This window comes from Wolbachia endosymbiont of Rhagoletis cerasi (genome assembly GCF_018454475.1).
Classification (GTDB): domain Bacteria; phylum Pseudomonadota; class Alphaproteobacteria; order Rickettsiales; family Anaplasmataceae; genus Wolbachia; species Wolbachia pipientis.
This window is the reverse complement of record NZ_JADCNC010000013.1, coordinates 1-17,201: the sequence shown is the minus strand read 5'-3', so window position 1 is coordinate 17,201 and position 17,201 is coordinate 1. Positions and strand designations below refer to the sequence as shown.

Here is a 17,201-nt window from a genome sequence, read left to right as displayed (position 1 = left end):
AAGATGGAGAATATCAGTAGCTTATTATTCTGGTATTTATAACAAGAACGGTCAGTGAATACCTAAATTTGAGTAAAAGAAATTTCACTACCACTCACTAATCCGGCTAAAATTCAAGAATTTCAATGCTTTAGCTATTTTCAATAGAATTAAATTTATTAATGTAAATAATAAATTACTATTCTTAAATTTGATCAGATTGATTGCAAAAAAACAAGATTTTCAATAGGTTACTTATAATCCTAACTATAGTTAGCCTTTCATAAGTAGCGATGCAACAAAGCCCACTGGGATCCAGAAAACTTAACTTTAAATAAGTGGCTGCATAATAAAGGCTGGATTCCAGACTGGAATGACATCATCTGCTACACACTTGAATGACAAGAGAAGAATTCTGAAACAACAAGTTTCAAGGAAATCTTATGTAAAATCTAGCATTAACAAAAATTATACTATTTTCATGCATGCTATGGTTTTTGTAATTAATGGAGTGTGATATGCCGGCTAGTTTAAAATTTGAAAGTGCTGCAGGAACAGCAGCAGCAACTCTGGCAGAAGTCAAACTTGTAACTTTGGCAGATAATACGGGTAATGAATATACTTTGGATATAACCACAAATGATCTTAAAGTGGGATATACACCAAATGGTGGTCAAATAACAGAGCACAAAATAACTGGTCTATCAACAGCTCTGGGAAGTTTACTTAGTACAAAAGATAATAATGAATCAGTTCTAGTAGATACATTAGGAAACTTTCTTGATAGCCCAGATAAAGCAAAGTATGATGGTCAAAATAACCAAACAGTAAAGGAGTTCTTAGTAAGTAAAGGGCTAAAAGGAGCAAATGGAGCTCAAGGGCTAAAAGGAGAGAAAGGGCTAAAAGGAGAGAAAGGGCTAAAAGGAGAGAAAGGGCTAAAAGGAGAGAAAGGAGACACCGGGCTAAAAGGAGAGAAAGGGGATACTGGTCCTAAAGGAGAAGATGGTAAAAATGGAACAAGTCCATCATCTGCTGAAATAGCTGCTGAGAAAGCCTTACAAGAGCATGTAACAAAGATAAGCATAGAAAGTCCAGAATTTAAAAGAGCTGTGCAAGAGGAAATGTCACAACCGTATTTTGAGCCTCCAACAAGTGATGATGCTGCACTTAATTGGACTTGGTAATACAGCTTAGATCCAAGTAGTCACGCTACTTGGATGACGTCATACGGTCCTCGGATGACGGAAAAAGGACTCGGATAACACCCTACAATGTCATTCCAGCACGTGACGCTGGAATCCAGCCTTTTCATAATCATTAAAATGTTGTATTTTAACATAAAACGGCTACTTTTATGCTTACCAACTTAATAAAATTCCTGGATCCCAGTGTCTGGGCACTGGGATGACAAAGGAGAGCAGTGTCAAGCACTGGGATGACACCCTACTAGCAGAAGTTACTCTCAAATGTTTGTTCATGTTAGCTACAAACATTAAGAAATTTACCAAACGAAAAAAAGGCAAAAGAAGCCCTAGTCATTGTCTATTTTCAGTATTGGCGTTTTTTAAGTCTTAAACACTGCAATTTAGCTGCTTTTAAATGCAACTCATCTTAGTTTAAATATTTAAGAAATTTACTAAGCAGAAAAAAAGGCAAAAGAAATCCCGTATTAGCTAGTTGTCACTCTCTAATCCTGCAAATTGGCGTGCTATACTGTCTTAAACGCTTTATAAGCGCGTTTCAGCTTATATAGGTAAAAACCCAGAAATGTTGTGAAGACGTAGGGTGCGCATAGTGCAAAAAATTAAAAATAAGACGCCAATTACGTAATACTGTTGTCGTTTAATCTGCACAGATTGAAGATAAATGAATACCTTCAGTTTCATGATAAGAGGGCTGGCAAAGGGTGTCAAGTAAGTTTTTTCGTTTCTACCAGCTACTTGGATGACACCACATAAATTAATAAATAGGAAAATTACTACAAATCCTTTCAACTTTAGCTTTTACTGCTTTTTCGACACTTGAGCTATTTCCGCTGATTAACCCTTGAATTACTTCATTTATTAGACCAGCTATCTCTTTAAAATTTTCTGCCTCAAGTCCGCGTGTTGTCTCAGCAGCGGTGCCAAAACGGAGCCCTGAAGTGATGGTCGGCTTTGCTGTATCAAATGGTACAGAGTTTTTATTACAGGTAATACCGGCTCTCTCAAGGCTATCTACAACGTCTTTTCCAGTTAATTTCTGCGATCTTAAGTCAACTAGCACTATATGAGAGTCAGTGCCACCGGTTATAATGTCGAGTCCATGCTTTTGCAATTCTTGAGCTAGTACTTTCGCATTTTCCACGACTTTCTTGCTATAAGTTTTAAATTCTGGCGCCAATGCTTCTTTAAATGCAACAGCTTTTGCAGCTATCACATGCATAAGTGGCCCGCCCTGCAATCCTGGAAAAACTGCAGATTGAATTTTTTTGTGTAATATTTCATCATTGGTCATCACTATTCCACCACGAGGACCACGCAAAGTTTTGTGAGTTGTGGAAGTCATAACATGTGCATATTCAGCAGGAGACGGATATTCACCTGCTGCAATAAGCCCTGCATAGTGAGCAATGTCTGCAAGCAAATAAGCACCAACTTTATCTGCAATTTCGCGAAAGCGTTTGAAGTCCATTTTTCTTGGATAAGCAGAAGCACCAGCTATGATCAATTTCGGTTTATGCTCCAGCGCCAGCTTTTCTATCTCATCCATATTGAGCAGATAAGTGTCTTTATTTACTGTATATTGAATCGACTTAAACCATTTACCAGAAAGGCTTGGCGCCGCACCATGAGTTAGGTGCCCACCGCAACTCAGTGACAATCCAAGTATTGTATCACCTGGAGTAAGCAGTGAAGCAAACACGGCTTGATTTGCCTGAGAACCAGAGTGAGGCTGAACATTTGCAAATTTTACACCAAACAACTTACAAAGTCTTTCTATAGCCAGACTTTCAACTTTGTCCACATGCTCACAACCACAGTAATATCTTCTGCCTGGATAACCTTCTGCGTATTTATTAGTCAGAAAAGAGCCTTGTGCCTCCATTACCGCTTTGCTTGCAAAATTTTCTGATGCAATTAGTTGCAGTTGTGATCTTTGGCGTTGCAATTCTTTTTCTATAGACTGATAAACCTCGTTATCAAAAGACTTTAAACTATTTTTAGAGCCACAGATTTTTTTTAAAACACTCATCATAGATCAAACCTCGCTTTAATTTTAAGATGCACAAGCAATTTTAAGACTGCTTATCCTGCTTTTTTAACCATAAGAGCCCAAAAACAGCTATTAGCAAACATACAGGAATAATAGATGTTGCTTTTATCAGCAATTCAGCACCATACACAGGATTTCCATGTATAATCGCTTTATCCCAATAAGAACCTATTACCTTCGCAATTCCAGTGTGAAAGAGGTAGCCAAAAACCATAACTATCATATTTGATACAGCTGTAGCCAGGCCTACTAAGTTATTATTCACATAACTTATCGCTTTGTAAATGGTAACCACCTGATATCCAGATGCGAAGCCAATAATAAAAAGCGTAGGTAATACAACATACAAGCCACCAATCTGAGTAAAAAGTAATAGAAAGCCGGCGATCATTGCAAATGAACAGGCAATTATTACTTCATAATGTTTATTTTTATACTTTTCCAATAAATAAGCCAAAGAGAATGATCCTGTTAACATTCCTATCAATATTACGGAAGAGAGAGAAGATGCCAAGTCTTCATTCATTTCATATACTTCAAAAAAGAATGCCTTTGCCCAACCATCGGCAAAACCTTGCATTGGACCGACCATGAGTCCACCAAAAAAGCTAATTAGAATAATATGCTTGTTGAAAAGTATGTTTTTTAAGTCTCTAATGCTAACTTTTTCCTGTTGAGCCTTGCTTTCAGGCGTTACTAAGAACAGCAACAGAGCAAGTAAACACCCAAATGCTGAGAAGGTATAGATAACATAATTCCAGCCAAATTTATCGAGTAAGAAGTCTAAAGGTAATCCGCCACATATCCCTCCCAAAATTCCTATAATTATAGATAAGCTGGCCATTCTTGCTGATTTTTCTTGCGCAAAATACATGCTTGCAACTTTAAAAAGCCCAATTGCTGAAGCGGATGACCCAATTCCAACGACTATTCTGCCAAGTATTGAATAATACCACTCATCAAAGCATATAAGTGGTAATGTTCCGGTAAATGTTAAGATAATACAAATAGGCAAAACAAATTTTGGCCCGAATTTGTCAAGAGCAAGACCAATAGGTATGTGAGCCAGCGTATAGCCTACATAGTATAACCCACCAAACTGGCCAACATCTGCAATACTTATGTTAAATTTTGTTATCAATTCAGGCGCAATTATGTTTGGAATTACGCGTAATATATATTGGTACGCATAAAACAGTGACGCCAACAGCCAGACTAAAAAATTCCTCTGCAACATGAATCTCAGCTAAAATTTAGGATTATAGATACTTTAGTTATAAAAAACAATACTATATTAATCATCTAAATCTGCTTAGCTCTTTTTACAGCTTATAACTTTAAGTAGCCAAAAGCCTATCATACCTATTAGTAAACATATAGGTATTATTAACATAGATTTAACCATTACATCGGCTCCATAAAGCGGTTTTTCATCAACGATCTTACCATCCCAATAAAAATTCATTATATTTGCAATAACGGTATGAAAAAAATAGCCAAAACTCATAACTATAGCATTACTTACAGATCCTGCACTTGCTACCGCATCATCCTTCACAAGATTTACAACTTTGGCAGTCAAAACAATTTGGTACGCAGAAGCAAAACCAACTATGAATAGTAATATGGATGCTAAAAGTGAATCAATGTTACATATAAAAAGTAATAAAAACACAATTATCATAGCCATAGCACAAGAAATTATTATCTCATAGTGTTTGGTTGGTTTTTTTTCTAGTAAGTAAGAAAGTGATAAATATCCAAAACCAAAGCCTATCAGTATCCATTTTGAAATATTGTATGCAACCTGTCTATCTATAGCATACATCTCATGCAAGAATGTTGCAGACCATACATCTGTAAACCCTTCCAACGGTCCAACCATAAAGCCACCAAATAAACTTATTAATAGAACATTTTTATTGAATACAACTTCACTTAAACTTTTAATATTTAATCTTTCTTCTGAAGTATCAATTTTGGGTATAAACATAAAGGAAACAAGAGCAAGCAACAATCCCAGTGTTATAAATGTAACAAACACATAGTCCCACCCAAACTTATTAAATAAGATATGTAACGGTTTAGTGGCAAATACACCACCTGAGATGCCAATAATAGCTGATATACTAAACATCATGGCAAATTTTTCTCTACGGTAATAAATACTTATTATTTTAAAGAGTCCAAGTACTGAAGCAGAGGATCCAATACCAGTAATTATTCTTCCAATAATAGAATAACTCCAATCATTAGAACTGACTAAAGGTAAAGCACCTAAAGATGTTAATGCAATACAAATCGGTATAACAACTTTAGAACCAAATCTATCTAAAAGAATACCTACAGGAATATGTGCTAACACATAACCTACATAATACAGTCCACAAAATTGTCCTATTTCTGTTGTTCCTATATTAAACCTTACTACCAATTCAGGAATTATAATATTTGGAATTACGCGTAATATATATTGGTATGCATAAAACAGTGACGCCAACAACCAGATTAAAAAATTCCTCTGCAACATGAATCTCAGCTAAAATTTAGGATTATAGATACTTTAGTTATAAAAAACAAAATAAATATTTATCAAAATTTAATAAATATTTATTTCGATCTATTGAAACTTAATATAGATAACTAGCGTAAGCAACTATACATATTAACTAAATCCTCTAGATCCCAGATTGGTATGGCAGAGGGTAATGTAAAAAGTCTATTTTACTTTTGCAATTTTTAAAAGAGACCTTTTATTTTACTTACAATTTTTTCTACCATATCTACAACTGGCTCATGAATAAGGTATATGAAAAAAATTACACCACAAATGATAAGTATATTTATGATTTTACCCTTATTCATCTTTATCTTGAGCTTCACTTTTGTTACAAGATCCATTTTATTTATGTTTTTATTTCATGCTGACAATTATATCTTAAATACCATAATTTTCAGTAAAATTTGACTTCAGAAGTATTCTATTAATTCAATATTAACCTTTTTATGTGTAAAATAGTTAATATAATATTAAAGCAGGCTGATGAATATAAGCACAATAGATAATACGCTGCAAAATTACATAACAAAATACATTGAACAAACATTCGCTACACACGTGCTAGGCAATAGATACGACAAATTGTATAGGAAACTTCTAAGTGGTATAGAAGAGATAATAAAGCTTGCTGTAAATGAAGCAAAACACTACGATGAAAATTTAGAAGATCTATATAACGATTCAAGATTTAATAAGAAATTTATTCAAGCTGTTGCTAAACATCAGGTGTCGGAATTTTTAAATACTTATCCGAAAAGAAAAGAAATTGTTGCAGAATTTTACAATGAACATCACATTAACGAAAGTGATTTAAAGACTCTGGAAAAGGGGAAAGATTTAGTAAATAAAATAAATAACATTAACTTACTGCAACAAAATGAAAAAAATGAGGAATTCAATATTAGAAAGACACTTGCTCAATCAATAAAAATGCCTTCCATAGAAAAACACAAGTTAGAACATTCAAAATAACCTTGGCGAAGTATGGCAAAATATACAACTTATGGATAGTCTATTTCATTTTAACTCCTGGCACGCTTTAGTAATACTATCACATCCAATTTCTAATTGTTCCTGAGAGGTTGCATAAGAAATTCTGATAAAATTTTCTAGACCAAATGCAATTCCTGGAACCACAGCAACCAAATGATCTCCCAGTAAGTATTCAGTAAAATCTAAATCATTATTTATTATCTTACCACTTTTTGTGCTTTTACTGAGCAATCCTTCACATGAGACAAATAAATAAAACGCACCTTGTGGAACAGACGCTGATAATCCCGGGGCAGAATTTAGCTCTTTCACCATAAAATCTCTACGACTCTTAAAAATCCTTGTTCTTTCTTTCAAAAAACTATGATCACCGTTTAATGCTGCTGCTGCTGCTGCTTGTGCTATCGAATTTGGATTAGAAGTGCTTTGAGACTGCAGCGTAGAGATAGCTTTTACCACATCATTTCTACCTGCAATATACCCTATTCTCCAGCCTGTCATTGCATAGGCTTTTGATACTCCATTGACTACAAAAACTCTATCATAAAGCTTCGGCTCAACCTGAGCGATAGTAAAAAACTTTTCGTCGTATATTATATGCTCATAAATATCATCTGTAACGACATTCATATGTGGATATTCAAGCAATATTTGTGCTATGTCTTTCAATTCATCACATGTGTACACAGCTCCTGCAGGGTTGTTCGGTGAGTTAAGAATTAACCATTTAGTTTTTTTAGTTATCCTGCTTTTCAATAATTCCGCTGTCAGTTTAAAATTTTGTTTGCATTCTACTACAACTGGCAAGCCGCCAAAAAGACTTACCATATCAACATATGAAACCCAATAAGGAGCTGGAATAATAACTTCATCTCCAGAGTTAATTGTTGCCATGAACAAATTGAATAACACCTGCTTAGCACCTGTACCAACACAGATTTGGTTAAGCGTGTACTCGAGGTTATTATCCTTTCTTAACTTATTAATTATTGCTTCTTTCAGCTCACGCGTTCCATCAACAGCAGTATATTTAGTCTTACCTTCACTTATTGCTTGAATAGCTGCTTTTTTTATATGATCTGGAGTATCAAAATCCGGTTCTCCTGCAGCTAAAACACAGATCTTTTTTCCTTCATTTTTCAACTTATTTGCCTTATCAGTTACAGCAATCGTAGGTGATGGTTTTATTAGGGACATTCTTTTTGCAAGGTCTGACATATCTTACTGAAGCTAAATTCAAATGATAAACCCCGTACAACAAAAAAGCTAGAATTTTGTGTATTGTATTAGTAGCTTTTTACCAGGTTTACCAACGCAGCAATATTTTCAACTGGAGTATCAGGGAGTACTCCATGTCCGAGATTAAATATGAAGGGTAAATCTCTAAAGCAATCTATTATACGTTTTGCTTCTTTGATTGCTTCCGTTTTATTATAGGCTAAAAGATTAGGATCAAGGTTTCCTTGTAGAGGGATGTTTAGATTCGCTTTCGCCCATTTTATTGGAACATTATAATCTATACTTACTGCAGATACACCTGTTTGTTCGTAGTAATCTTTATAAAGATTTCCAGCAGACCTTGGAAAACCTATTATTGGAAAATCAGAAAATCTATCCTTTATTGCCAAGATAATTCTCTTTGTTGGTTCGATAACATATTCTTTAAACAATGGTTCCGATAACGCACCAGCATTACTGTCAAATAGCTGAATAACATCTGCTCCAAATTCTATCTGTTTAATTAGATAAATAATCGTTACTTCCGTTATTCGTTCAATTATTTCCTTCAAACACGAAGGATAAAAATTTAATACTTTGGAAAAAGTTTTGCTGCTCCCACCTTCTATGATGTATGAGGCTACTGTCCATGGTCCACCAGCAAATCCTATGAGAGATTTTTCTTTTGGTAATTGGCTTCTGACTTTTTTTATAGCGTTTAGAATTGGTAAGGTTTTAGTTTCAATTTCTTGTGGACCCTTCAATTCCTTAGGACTTTCCACGGGTTTTATTATTGGACCTACACCGCGTACGAAATTCACGTCACAACCCAAAACATCAGCTATTATTAAAATGTCTGAAAAAATTATCGCCGCATCCATGTCAAATCTTGTCACCGGCTGTAACGTCAATTCTGTCACTAAATCTGTGTTGTAGCATATCTCCATAAAATTATTCATATTTTCTACTGCTTTGCGGTACTCAGGAAGAGACCTGCCAGCCTGACGCATTAGCCAGATAGGCACTCTTCCACCCGGCTCATTTCTCTTAATAATTTTCGCTATTATTGTTTTACCGCTTTCCAATCTATTCTATTTATTCTTTTGTATATTAAAGTATAGTAATAATAATAGTTCTATCAATAACTTGTTACTAACTTAAAATTCAGTAAAAATTGGCGTTGTTCAACTTGTGGATAAATATGTGAGTAACTTTCGTATATTATTGATTTTCTGTTATGATTTATGTGTATAAGTAAGGTGTTTAGAGTGTTAGTAATTTTCTTTTATGGAAAATACTTTACCATCATGCATTGTTACACAACTATGTATATGTTGTTGAAAAAGTTGTTGATCAATTGTTGGTATTTTATATCAACAAATAATTCACAAATTAATTTGACATTATTCACATGCTTATTAAACATTTAATAACAGTTTTCTTGATAAATCTAATCTGAAAACGTTTTTGCCATTACAGGGAATAAATTGAGTAAAAAAAGAACCTTAGTAGAAAAAATAGCATATAGAATTTTTCTCTTCCTTTTCAAAAAAGCTTCTGTGTTGAAAAAGTGTGCGACTGAGGCATTAATGAAAGATCTGCCAGACCTTAATATATTTAATGGTCTATTAAAATTCCGCGATTGTGGTATAATGGATATAATGACTCCACGTACAGAGATATGCGCAGTAGACATTGAGTCAAGCGAGCGTGAAATAATAAAGAAGATAAAAAACACTTGCCACACTAAAATACCAATTTATAAAAATAACTTTGATAACGTAATAGGCTTTTTTTATGTAAAAGATGTTATTTTTAATAGGGATAAAAATTTTAATCTGAAACATATTATACAAAGCGTAATATTTGTTCCACCCTCGATGAAGACAACTAATCTTTTTGTTAGGATGAACTCTTCTAAATCATGCTTAGCTATCGTATTGGATGAATATGGTGGAACTGATGGTTTAATTTCAATGACTGATCTTATAGAGGAACTAATACCAAACATTGATAGTGAAAACGAAATAAATTCAGAATATACCATTACTGAATTGTCTCAAAATAAGTTTGAAGTATCAGCAAGGGCTCTTATAAAAGATATAGAAGAGGATCTAAAAATAGAATTACGTGACCCTGAAGAAGACTATGTTACACTTGGTGGTTTGATTCTTTCGATTGCTGGTAAAGTGCCTTCTGTAGATGAAGTCATTAAATATAAAAATGGTATGAAGTTTATCATCAAAGATGCAAATGAGCGCTACATTAATAAAATAGTACTAGACTTAAGTGATTACAAAAATTAGATTTGGTACCCCTTGTCGGGGAATGCCTTGACACGAAGAAAAAGTTGTAATAACCAAATATGCAACTCAAGTTATAGTTAAACCTATTTCCAGCAAATTATTTTCGCAAGTATAATGCATTTCAGTGTTATAGTACTCTAATAATAAAGAGGTCATATAGATATTAATATCTTTTGTATTTAAATTAGTGTCATTTTTTTTGATTAATTTGTCTACTAATGATTTGCTTATTGGTTTGTGTTCATTTAGAATTTTTATAGTTAATAGCATTTTATCTTCTGTTTGACTCAGTAAAACAGATACTAGTTCAACTTCCGCCACTGCACTGGCTATAGTTAGCACCATATTAGAAATTATCTTATTTATCTTTTCAATTAAATCTTCCTTATTTTTTGCAGAGTATGCGTCTATTTTCCACGTAAGCTTTACTTTTTTTTTAATAAATAATTTTCGATATTAGATTTGGTCTTATCAAAGCTATAATTATCCATTGAAGAAGAATATGCCTGCTTCATAACTTTATGTTTATATATTAAATCATCGGAGCTTTCTTTAAGAAACAACAACGCTTCCTTCTGCGCATCAGCATCATTCTTATCTATTACTTCAAGCTCTTCTACGCCAAACGTTATTCCATTCATAGAGTTAGCAAAGTCATGAAGCAGCCGTCCTGATAGCAGTTCCGTTATTAACAGTATGTTTTTGGTATTTTCGTTCATTGGATAATTATAAATGATTTAAGTTACCCTATATTGGTAAGTATATAATAGTCAATTAAAAGAAAGTTTCGTTGCACTTTTTATATCAAGGCATTAATATAGTATTAACAATTTTAAAATTTATAAAAGGATTATGAATACTTATACCAGATCAGGAATAGATATTGAACTATATAATAAGTTAATAAAAGAAGTCAAGCCTATTGCTCAAGAAACTACTAGAGAAGAAGTAATCAGCGAAATAGGTTCATTTTCTGCGTTATTTGATTTTGCTGCACTAAGTAAGAAGTATGACCATCCAGTACTCGTTTCCTCAACTGATGGAGTAGGTACGAAACTGTTGATAGCTCAAGAAGTGAATAAACATGATACTATAGGTATAGATTTAGTTGCAATGTGTGTAAATGACTTACTTGCACAAGGAGCAACGCCTTTGTTTTTCCTTGATTACTTTGCAACAGGCGTTTTGACCAAAGATGTTTTATTATCTGTGGTTAAGGGCATTGCAGAGGGGTGCAAGCAAGCTAAAATAGCATTGGTTGGTGGGGAAACTGCAGAAATGCCTGGAATGTATGGTAATAATCACTATGACCTTGCAGGGTTTGTGGTTGGTGTAGTTGATCGAAAGCAAATTCTTCCAAACTGTAGTATGATGAAAGCAGGTGATTATATAGTTGGCTTAGAGTCAAGTGGAATTCACTCAAATGGGTTTTCTTTAGTGCGCCATGTTTTCAAAAGCTTAGGTATAAATTATAACGATACATCTCTATGGAATAATAAATCTTGGAGTGAAATACTACTTGAACCAACAAAAATATATGTTGATTCTTTGCTGCCTATCATGTCACAAGTAAAAGGTATTGCGCACATCACGGGTGGTGGTTTGGTAGACAATATTCCGCGAATTCTTCCAAAAAACTTATTTGCAAACATAGACATTAATTCCTGGAAATGGCCAGATATATTTTTATGGCTAACAAAGGAGGGTAAAATAGAGAAGAAAGAAATGCTAAAAACATTTAATTGTGGTATTGGTATGGTATTGATCGTAAGTTCTGAGAATATGCAAAACGTGAAAAATCATTTCCAAAAACGTGGAGAAAAAATTGAAATTATTGGAAAACTTGATGAGGCATGTAACCCTCCACTTGATAGAGTAGTATTTAGTTAACCTAACTTTACTGACAGTCTTTTTGCAACTTCTAGGTATGCTTCCTTTAAATCTCCTAAATTCAAACGAAAGACATCTTTATCTAGCTTTTTATAAGTATTTTTATCCCATAATCTGCAGTTATCAGGGCTAATTTCATCAGCTAAAACGATTTTAGTACTGTCATTTATTAATCTGCCAAATTCTAACTTGAGATCAACTAAATATATACTTGCATTTGAAAATAGGTGAACTAATATTTCGTTGATTTTTAAAGTTGTAGTTTTAACTTCATCCATTTCTTTGCTAGATAGCCAATCAAAATACAGTATGTGATTTTCACTTACCATTGGGTCGGCTAGGTCATCATTTTTGTAAAAAAAATCGATTATAGGAGATGCAAGCCTCTCACCTTCTTTGATATTAAAACGTTTGCAAAAGCTGCCAGCTGCGACATTTCTAACTACTACCTCAAGAGGTATTATCTTGAGTTTTTTGACTAGCTGTTCTCTTTCGTTTAGAGTTTTTATAAAGTGTGTGCTAATTTCTGCTTTCTCAAGCTTTTCCATGATAAAAGCACTAATATGATTATTAATTATTCCTTTACCATCGATTATTTCATATTTTTCCTTATTGAATGCTGTAACATCATCTTTAAAGTGCTGTATGACAATTGATAAGTCTTCAGTTTCAATAATGGCTTTCGCTTTACCTTCGTATATCGTTTTATTCAGTGACATGTTTAATTTAACTATATATTATATCAATTTACTATTCTTAGAGTATAGCCCCAAATAACTTAAAATAAACCTTAATGGCATTCAATGTTACAATATTAACCATATTCCCAGAAATGTTCCCGGGGTTTTTGAACTATTCTCTTGCCGGAAAAGCGTTAGAAAAAAAAATATGGAACCTTGAAGTAATAAATATTCGTTCTTTTGCGAAAGATAAACATTCAACTGTGGATGATGTTCCATATGGAGGTGGAGCAGGAATGGTTATGCGTTCTGATGTAGTTGGTGATGCAGTAGATAGTATGCTCTCTGTTCATAAAAACACTAAGTTTATTTACATGACTCCATCTGGAACTAAGTTTAATCAGAATATTGCCAGAGAATTATTAGAGTTTCCTCATATAACAATATTGTGTGGTCGATTTGAAGGTATTGACCAAAGGATAATTGATGCGTATACTCCTTATGAGTTAAGTATTGGAGATTATATACTTTCAGGAGGTGAGCCAGCTGCAATGGTGGTTCTTGATGCATGCATTAGACTTCTTCCAGGTGTAGTAAATAATACCGATAGTATTACTGAAGAAAGTTTTAATTATGGTGGTGGTGTACTTGAATATCCTCAATATACTAGACCTGAGCAGTGGAAGGGATATAAAGTACCTGAGGTTTTGTTATCTGGCAATCACAAAAAAATAAGTGATTGGAGGCAGAAGCAGTCTCATGTTATAACAAAAAAGCGTAGGCCTGAATTATTGAGTGGAGAGATAAATGACAAATTTACTTAAAAAATTTAACGAACAGCAAATGCAAGTGTTAGCTAAAGAAATACCAGAATTTCGTCCTGGCGATGATTTGAAGGTCACTTTTAAAGTAGTTGACGGTACAAGTGAACGTATACAGATATTTGAAGGTGTATGTATATCAAAAAGGAACCGCGGGTTACATTCTTCTTTTGCAGTCAGAAAAGTGAGCCATGGAGAAAGTATAGTGTCTCAGTTTTTTGTTTATTCTCCTGCACTGGTTTCAGTGCAAGTGACAAGAAAAGGAAAGGTTCGTAGAGCAAAACTGTATTATCTGTGCAAACTATTTGGAAAAGCTGCAAGGATCAAAGAGCGTACTACTTATGTTAAAAAGAAATCTAAGTAGATACAATAGGGAGTGATGTCAATTGTGTCATCTCAGAACTCTCTCTTGTCATCCCAGTGCGTGACACACAACTGTACGAACATTGTGTTTGCCTCCCGCTGTGGTGTCATCCCAGTGCTCCGACACTGGGATCCAGCATTCATTATTCTCCTTTTGGTTTGTGCTTTCATGGAAAATGTAAAAATTATTTGCAGGCAAAGCCTGCTGGATCCCAGTGTCAGCTACTTGCATGACAAAAAAGGGGAAAGTTTTTTCAAATCCTCGTGTAAAGAAAAGTAAATGAGTATAAAGAAAAAATTCCTTAAATTACTTCAGTCAAGGCGTGTACATGCTCGTATAAAAAGGAAAAATAAAAAGAACAGAGCGCTACGCTTTTGTTCTTTCACGGCACTAGTTATCTCACTTGGCTGTCCTGTGTGTATATTGTTGAGTATATTAGTTAACTCTTACAGTGCCTTAACAGTAACGAAAATTTTATTGCCAGTTGAAATAAATGCTGATCTTGCTTTGGCGAGTAATCCTAGTGATTTGCGGTATAAGTCCATTGGCTTACTCAACGATTCTTTACGTAAGGTGTTTGGAGGAACTGATTTTAAAGACGGTGACGAAATTTTAAGTCGTAATTCTTACAAAGAACTAGAGAAATTTTTTCGTAAGAAAGTAAAAGATAGTGGTGAATATGAGATCTGGTTTACCGCGTCAAGTATAATTAATTCAATAAATAAAGATAAATATTTGAATGATCGTTATGCTAAATTACTTGATTGGCTAAAAGAAAAAGGGAGAGTGAAAAAATTTTTTAATAAGTCTTTATTCCTTAAATCTGACTCTCGTGAACCTGAGAATGCAGGGATTTTAGGTGCATTTATCGGCTCATTGATGACAATTATAGTGTGCCTAGCATTAGCATTACCAATAGGAATTATGTCGGGCATCTGTCTTTACGAATTTATGCCTAAAAATAGGCTCATGACCAATATTGTAGAAATTAGCATAAATAATCTTGCTGCAGTGCCTTCAATAATATTTGGTGTAGTAGGCTTAACTCTCTATCTTGGCATATTTGGGCTACCACGCTCTTCACCACTTGTTGGTGGAATGACTCTTTCATTTATGATGTTACCTAATATTATAATTGCAACAAAAAATGCCTTTGCGAATGTTCCTATTACGATAAAAGATGCAGCGTTTGCGCTCGGTGCACCTCACATCAAGGTGATATTAGATCACTCTTTACCGATTGCGTTACCAAGAATAATACATGGTACTGTGCTTGCAATTGCAAGGATTTTAGGTGAATCTTCTCCTTTACTTATGATGGGTATGGTGGCATTTATTGCTGATACACCTACGTCCTTTTTCGATCCGGCGACTGTTCTACCTGTGCAAATATACATATGGTCAAGCAATCCTGAAATTGCATTTGTTGAACTTGCTGCTATCGCAATTATAGCTTTATTATTGGTGTTATTTGCGTTAAATTTAGTAGCAAATTTTGTAAAAAGGAAATTCGAATTTTTTAATTTTTAGCAATTCATGAAAATCACAGTCCTATCTGGTTATGGCTTAAATTGCGAAAAAGAAACTGCATTTGCATTTATGGAATGCAGCAGAAAACTTGGTATTGGTAATATTGAAGTAAAAATCGTTCACATTAACGATATCATAGATAATCCAGGTGAACTGAAATTAAGCAATATACTTGCAATTCCAGGGGGTTTTTCCTATGGTGATGACACTGGTGCTGGTAATGCGTTTGCTTTACGTATTAAAAACAACTTGTTGGATGAGTTTCAAGAGTTTTTATCTCAGGACAAGCTGATTATAGGAATATGTAATGGTTGTCAGATATTAGTAAAATTAATTCCAGAGTTCTCTAATCTAGCTTTAATCCATAATGATATAGGCAATTACCAATGCCGCTGGATTAGAGTGAGAGTTAATCCGCAGAGTAATTCTGTTTGGCTACGGGGTCTGAGTGAACTATATCTCCCTATTGCTCATGGGGAAGGCAAATTTTTTATGGATCAAGATATTTTGAACCAATTGATTGAGAGCAATTCCACCGCATTACGTTACATTGATAAAAATGGCAACTATGCTAACCTACAATTTCCTTACAATCCGAATGGATCTACATACGACCTAGCAGCTTTATCAGATAAAAGTGGAAGAGTGCTAGCTTTAATGCCCCATCCAGAAAGGGGAATATTTTTTACCCAGCAAGATAATTGGCCCCTTGAAAAAGAAAAGAGCAAGCGTTTAGGTGTTGCTGTGCCAAAATATGGCGATGGAATGCTTATATTTGAAAATGCACTAAAGTATTTTTGTTAAAATTTATTGATAGGGATTTATGGTCGAAATTATCCCCTGATATTGCAAAAAACTTGCTTGACAAACTCCGCCAGCGCCCTTATCATGAAAATGAAGCTATTTATTTATCTTCGCAATCTGCAGATTAAAACGACAAAGGGAACTTTGTATTTGGCGTAAATCATGCTTAATTTTTTGCACTATGTGCACCTCATGTCTTTATAAAACTTTTAGGTTTCTACCTATACAAGCAGAAACGCGCTTATAAAGCGTTCAAGACATCAAAAGACGTCAAATAGAACAAGGGAGAATTTGAATACTGGCTACCCTGGGGATTCTTTGCCTTTTTTTTCTGCCTAGTAAATTTCTTAAACATTTATAGCTAAGGTTAGTTGCATTTAAAAGCAGCTAAATTGCAGCGTTTAAGACTTAAAAAACGCCAAATTGACAATAGAGAGTGACCGGGGCTTCTTTTGCCTTTTTTTTCATTTGGTAAATTTCTTAAATATTTATGGCTAAACGACAATCATCATCCCGCTACGTGTTAGCGGGATCTATGTTAAGAGATACCGCGAATGAATCGCGGTATGACGGTTCGCGGTGGCATCTCGTCATCCCGCTGCTTGTTAGCGGGATCTAGAGATACCGCGGCGGTATGACGGTGTAGATAGTATCCCGCTACGTGTTAGCGGGATCTATGTTAAGAGATACCGCGAATGAATCGCGGTATGACGGTTCGCGGTGGCATCTCGTCATCCCGCTGCTTGTTAGCGGGATCTAGAGATACCGCGGCGGTATGACGGTGTAGATAGTATCCCGCTA

General features: G+C 34.5%; 18 protein-coding genes. 9 read left to right on the top strand and 9 right to left on the bottom strand.

Going from position 1 to position 17,201, the window contains the following annotated elements; all coding sequences use genetic code 11:
- Positions 1 to 497: 497 nt before the first annotated feature.
- Entirely contained in the window at positions 498 to 1,163 is a 666-nt protein-coding gene (locus tag INQ25_RS04975; protein ID WP_213863210.1) for a collagen-like triple helix repeat-containing protein, read from the top strand.
- Between the two features lie 775 nt (positions 1,164 to 1,938).
- Here INQ25_RS04975 and glyA read toward each other — a convergent pair.
- The 4 genes from glyA to INQ25_RS04955 form a co-directional block, all read right to left on the bottom strand.
- Positions 1,939 to 3,216: a serine hydroxymethyltransferase gene (glyA, locus tag INQ25_RS04970; RefSeq protein ID WP_213863209.1), complete on the bottom strand. Its 1,278-nt coding sequence runs from the start codon at positions 3,214 to 3,216 to the stop codon at positions 1,939 to 1,941.
- A gap of 40 nt (positions 3,217 to 3,256) precedes the next feature.
- Positions 3,257 to 4,471 carry an MFS transporter gene (locus INQ25_RS04965; protein ID WP_213863208.1) on the bottom strand — a complete coding sequence of 405 codons (1,215 nt, stop codon included), beginning with the start codon at positions 4,469 to 4,471 and terminating at the stop codon, positions 3,257 to 3,259.
- 75 nt (positions 4,472 to 4,546) lie between these two features.
- Positions 4,547 to 5,761 carry an MFS transporter gene (locus INQ25_RS04960; RefSeq protein ID WP_213863223.1) on the bottom strand — a complete coding sequence of 405 codons (1,215 nt, stop codon included), beginning with the start codon at positions 5,759 to 5,761 and terminating at the stop codon, positions 4,547 to 4,549.
- Between the two features lie 212 nt (positions 5,762 to 5,973).
- Positions 5,974 to 6,135, bottom strand: a complete 162-nt coding sequence (locus tag INQ25_RS04955; RefSeq protein ID WP_213863207.1) for a hypothetical protein — start codon at positions 6,133 to 6,135, stop codon at positions 5,974 to 5,976.
- A gap of 142 nt (positions 6,136 to 6,277) precedes the next feature.
- Between INQ25_RS04955 and INQ25_RS04950 the strand changes: the two genes are divergently transcribed.
- Complete coding sequence (locus INQ25_RS04950) at positions 6,278 to 6,766, top strand: hypothetical protein (protein ID WP_006280043.1); 489 nt, start codon at positions 6,278 to 6,280, stop codon at positions 6,764 to 6,766.
- Between the two features lie 45 nt (positions 6,767 to 6,811).
- Here the strand turns inward: INQ25_RS04950 and INQ25_RS04945 are convergent, their stop codons facing one another.
- Together INQ25_RS04945 and hemE are read right to left on the bottom strand one after the other, a co-directional pair.
- A complete protein-coding gene (locus INQ25_RS04945; protein WP_213863206.1) occupies positions 6,812 to 8,005 on the bottom strand; it encodes a pyridoxal phosphate-dependent aminotransferase in 1,194 nt (397 codons plus the stop codon).
- A gap of 68 nt (positions 8,006 to 8,073) precedes the next feature.
- Positions 8,074 to 9,090: a uroporphyrinogen decarboxylase gene (gene hemE, locus INQ25_RS04940; RefSeq protein WP_213863205.1), complete on the bottom strand. Its 1,017-nt coding sequence runs from the start codon at positions 9,088 to 9,090 to the stop codon at positions 8,074 to 8,076.
- Positions 9,091 to 9,492: 402 nt separating this feature from the next.
- On the opposite strand from hemE, the gene INQ25_RS04935 reads away from it, so the two are divergent.
- Positions 9,493 to 10,311, top strand: coding sequence for a transporter associated domain-containing protein (locus INQ25_RS04935; protein WP_007549273.1), 819 nt, complete (start codon positions 9,493 to 9,495; stop codon positions 10,309 to 10,311).
- Between the two features lie 66 nt (positions 10,312 to 10,377).
- Here INQ25_RS04935 and INQ25_RS04930 read toward each other — a convergent pair whose 3' ends face one another.
- Together INQ25_RS04930 and INQ25_RS04925 are read right to left on the bottom strand one after the other, a co-directional pair.
- Positions 10,378 to 10,722 (bottom strand): hypothetical protein, encoded by a 345-nt coding sequence (locus INQ25_RS04930; RefSeq protein WP_233395610.1) that lies wholly within the window; start codon positions 10,720 to 10,722, stop codon positions 10,378 to 10,380.
- A gap of 14 nt (positions 10,723 to 10,736) precedes the next feature.
- On the bottom strand, positions 10,737 to 11,030 hold the full coding sequence (locus INQ25_RS04925) for a hypothetical protein (protein WP_006280049.1): 294 nt from the start codon (positions 11,028 to 11,030) through the stop codon (positions 10,737 to 10,739).
- A gap of 133 nt (positions 11,031 to 11,163) precedes the next feature.
- Between INQ25_RS04925 and purM the strand changes: the two genes are divergently transcribed.
- Positions 11,164 to 12,201 (top strand): phosphoribosylformylglycinamidine cyclo-ligase, encoded by a 1,038-nt coding sequence (gene purM / locus INQ25_RS04920; protein WP_007549277.1) that lies wholly within the window; start codon positions 11,164 to 11,166, stop codon positions 12,199 to 12,201.
- On the opposite strand, the gene purC is transcribed toward purM, so the two are convergent.
- A complete protein-coding gene (gene purC / locus INQ25_RS04915; protein ID WP_010081959.1) occupies positions 12,198 to 12,920 on the bottom strand; it encodes a phosphoribosylaminoimidazolesuccinocarboxamide synthase in 723 nt (240 codons plus the stop codon). The genes purM and purC overlap by 4 nt on opposite strands.
- 74 nt (positions 12,921 to 12,994) lie before the next feature.
- Here purC and trmD point away from each other — a divergent pair, with 74 nt between their 5' ends.
- From trmD to INQ25_RS04890, 5 genes are read left to right on the top strand one after another with little or no spacing between them, the layout of a single operon-like run.
- Positions 12,995 to 13,705: a tRNA (guanosine(37)-N1)-methyltransferase TrmD gene (gene trmD / locus INQ25_RS04910; protein WP_007549279.1), complete on the top strand. Its 711-nt coding sequence runs from the start codon at positions 12,995 to 12,997 to the stop codon at positions 13,703 to 13,705.
- On the top strand, positions 13,689 to 14,066 hold the full coding sequence (rplS, locus tag INQ25_RS04905; protein ID WP_006279489.1) for a 50S ribosomal protein L19: 378 nt from the start codon (positions 13,689 to 13,691) through the stop codon (positions 14,064 to 14,066). The genes trmD and rplS overlap by 17 nt, the downstream gene beginning before the upstream one ends.
- A 15-nt stretch (positions 14,067 to 14,081) precedes the next feature.
- Positions 14,082 to 14,345, top strand: coding sequence for a hypothetical protein (locus tag INQ25_RS04900; RefSeq protein ID WP_155975176.1), 264 nt, complete (start codon positions 14,082 to 14,084; stop codon positions 14,343 to 14,345).
- A complete protein-coding gene (gene pstA, locus INQ25_RS04895) occupies positions 14,346 to 15,596 on the top strand; it encodes a phosphate ABC transporter permease PstA (protein ID WP_213863204.1) in 1,251 nt (416 codons plus the stop codon).
- 6 nt (positions 15,597 to 15,602) lie between these two features.
- Positions 15,603 to 16,400: a phosphoribosylformylglycinamidine synthase subunit PurQ gene (locus tag INQ25_RS04890; protein WP_044471287.1), complete on the top strand. Its 798-nt coding sequence runs from the start codon at positions 15,603 to 15,605 to the stop codon at positions 16,398 to 16,400.
- Positions 16,401 to 17,201: the final 801 nt, after the last annotated feature.

Bases quoted from the DNA above. Each gene is read 5' to 3' on its own strand.
- INQ25_RS04925 (WP_006280049.1), bottom strand. From the start codon at position 11,030: ATGAACGAAAATACCAAAAACATACTGTTAATAACGGAACTGCTATCA.
- trmD (WP_007549279.1), top strand. From the start codon at position 12,995: ATGGCATTCAATGTTACAATATTAACCATATTCCCAGAAATGTTCCCG.
- INQ25_RS04890 (WP_044471287.1), top strand. From the start codon at position 15,603: ATGAAAATCACAGTCCTATCTGGTTATGGCTTAAATTGCGAAAAAGAA.
- pstA (WP_213863204.1), top strand. From the start codon at position 14,346: ATGAGTATAAAGAAAAAATTCCTTAAATTACTTCAGTCAAGGCGTGTA.
- INQ25_RS04975 (WP_213863210.1), top strand. From the start codon at position 498: ATGCCGGCTAGTTTAAAATTTGAAAGTGCTGCAGGAACAGCAGCAGCA.
- INQ25_RS04945 (WP_213863206.1), bottom strand. From the start codon at position 8,005: ATGTCAGACCTTGCAAAAAGAATGTCCCTAATAAAACCATCACCTACG.
- INQ25_RS04965 (WP_213863208.1), bottom strand. From the start codon at position 4,471: ATGTTGCAGAGGAATTTTTTAGTCTGGCTGTTGGCGTCACTGTTTTAT.
- INQ25_RS04955 (WP_213863207.1), bottom strand. From the start codon at position 6,135: ATGGATCTTGTAACAAAAGTGAAGCTCAAGATAAAGATGAATAAGGGT.
- rplS (WP_006279489.1), top strand. From the start codon at position 13,689: ATGACAAATTTACTTAAAAAATTTAACGAACAGCAAATGCAAGTGTTA.
- INQ25_RS04900 (WP_155975176.1), top strand. From the start codon at position 14,082: ATGTCAATTGTGTCATCTCAGAACTCTCTCTTGTCATCCCAGTGCGTG.
- glyA (WP_213863209.1), bottom strand. From the start codon at position 3,216: ATGATGAGTGTTTTAAAAAAAATCTGTGGCTCTAAAAATAGTTTAAAG.
- purM (WP_007549277.1), top strand. From the start codon at position 11,164: ATGAATACTTATACCAGATCAGGAATAGATATTGAACTATATAATAAG.
- purC (WP_010081959.1), bottom strand. From the start codon at position 12,920: ATGTCACTGAATAAAACGATATACGAAGGTAAAGCGAAAGCCATTATT.
- INQ25_RS04950 (WP_006280043.1), top strand. From the start codon at position 6,278: ATGAATATAAGCACAATAGATAATACGCTGCAAAATTACATAACAAAA.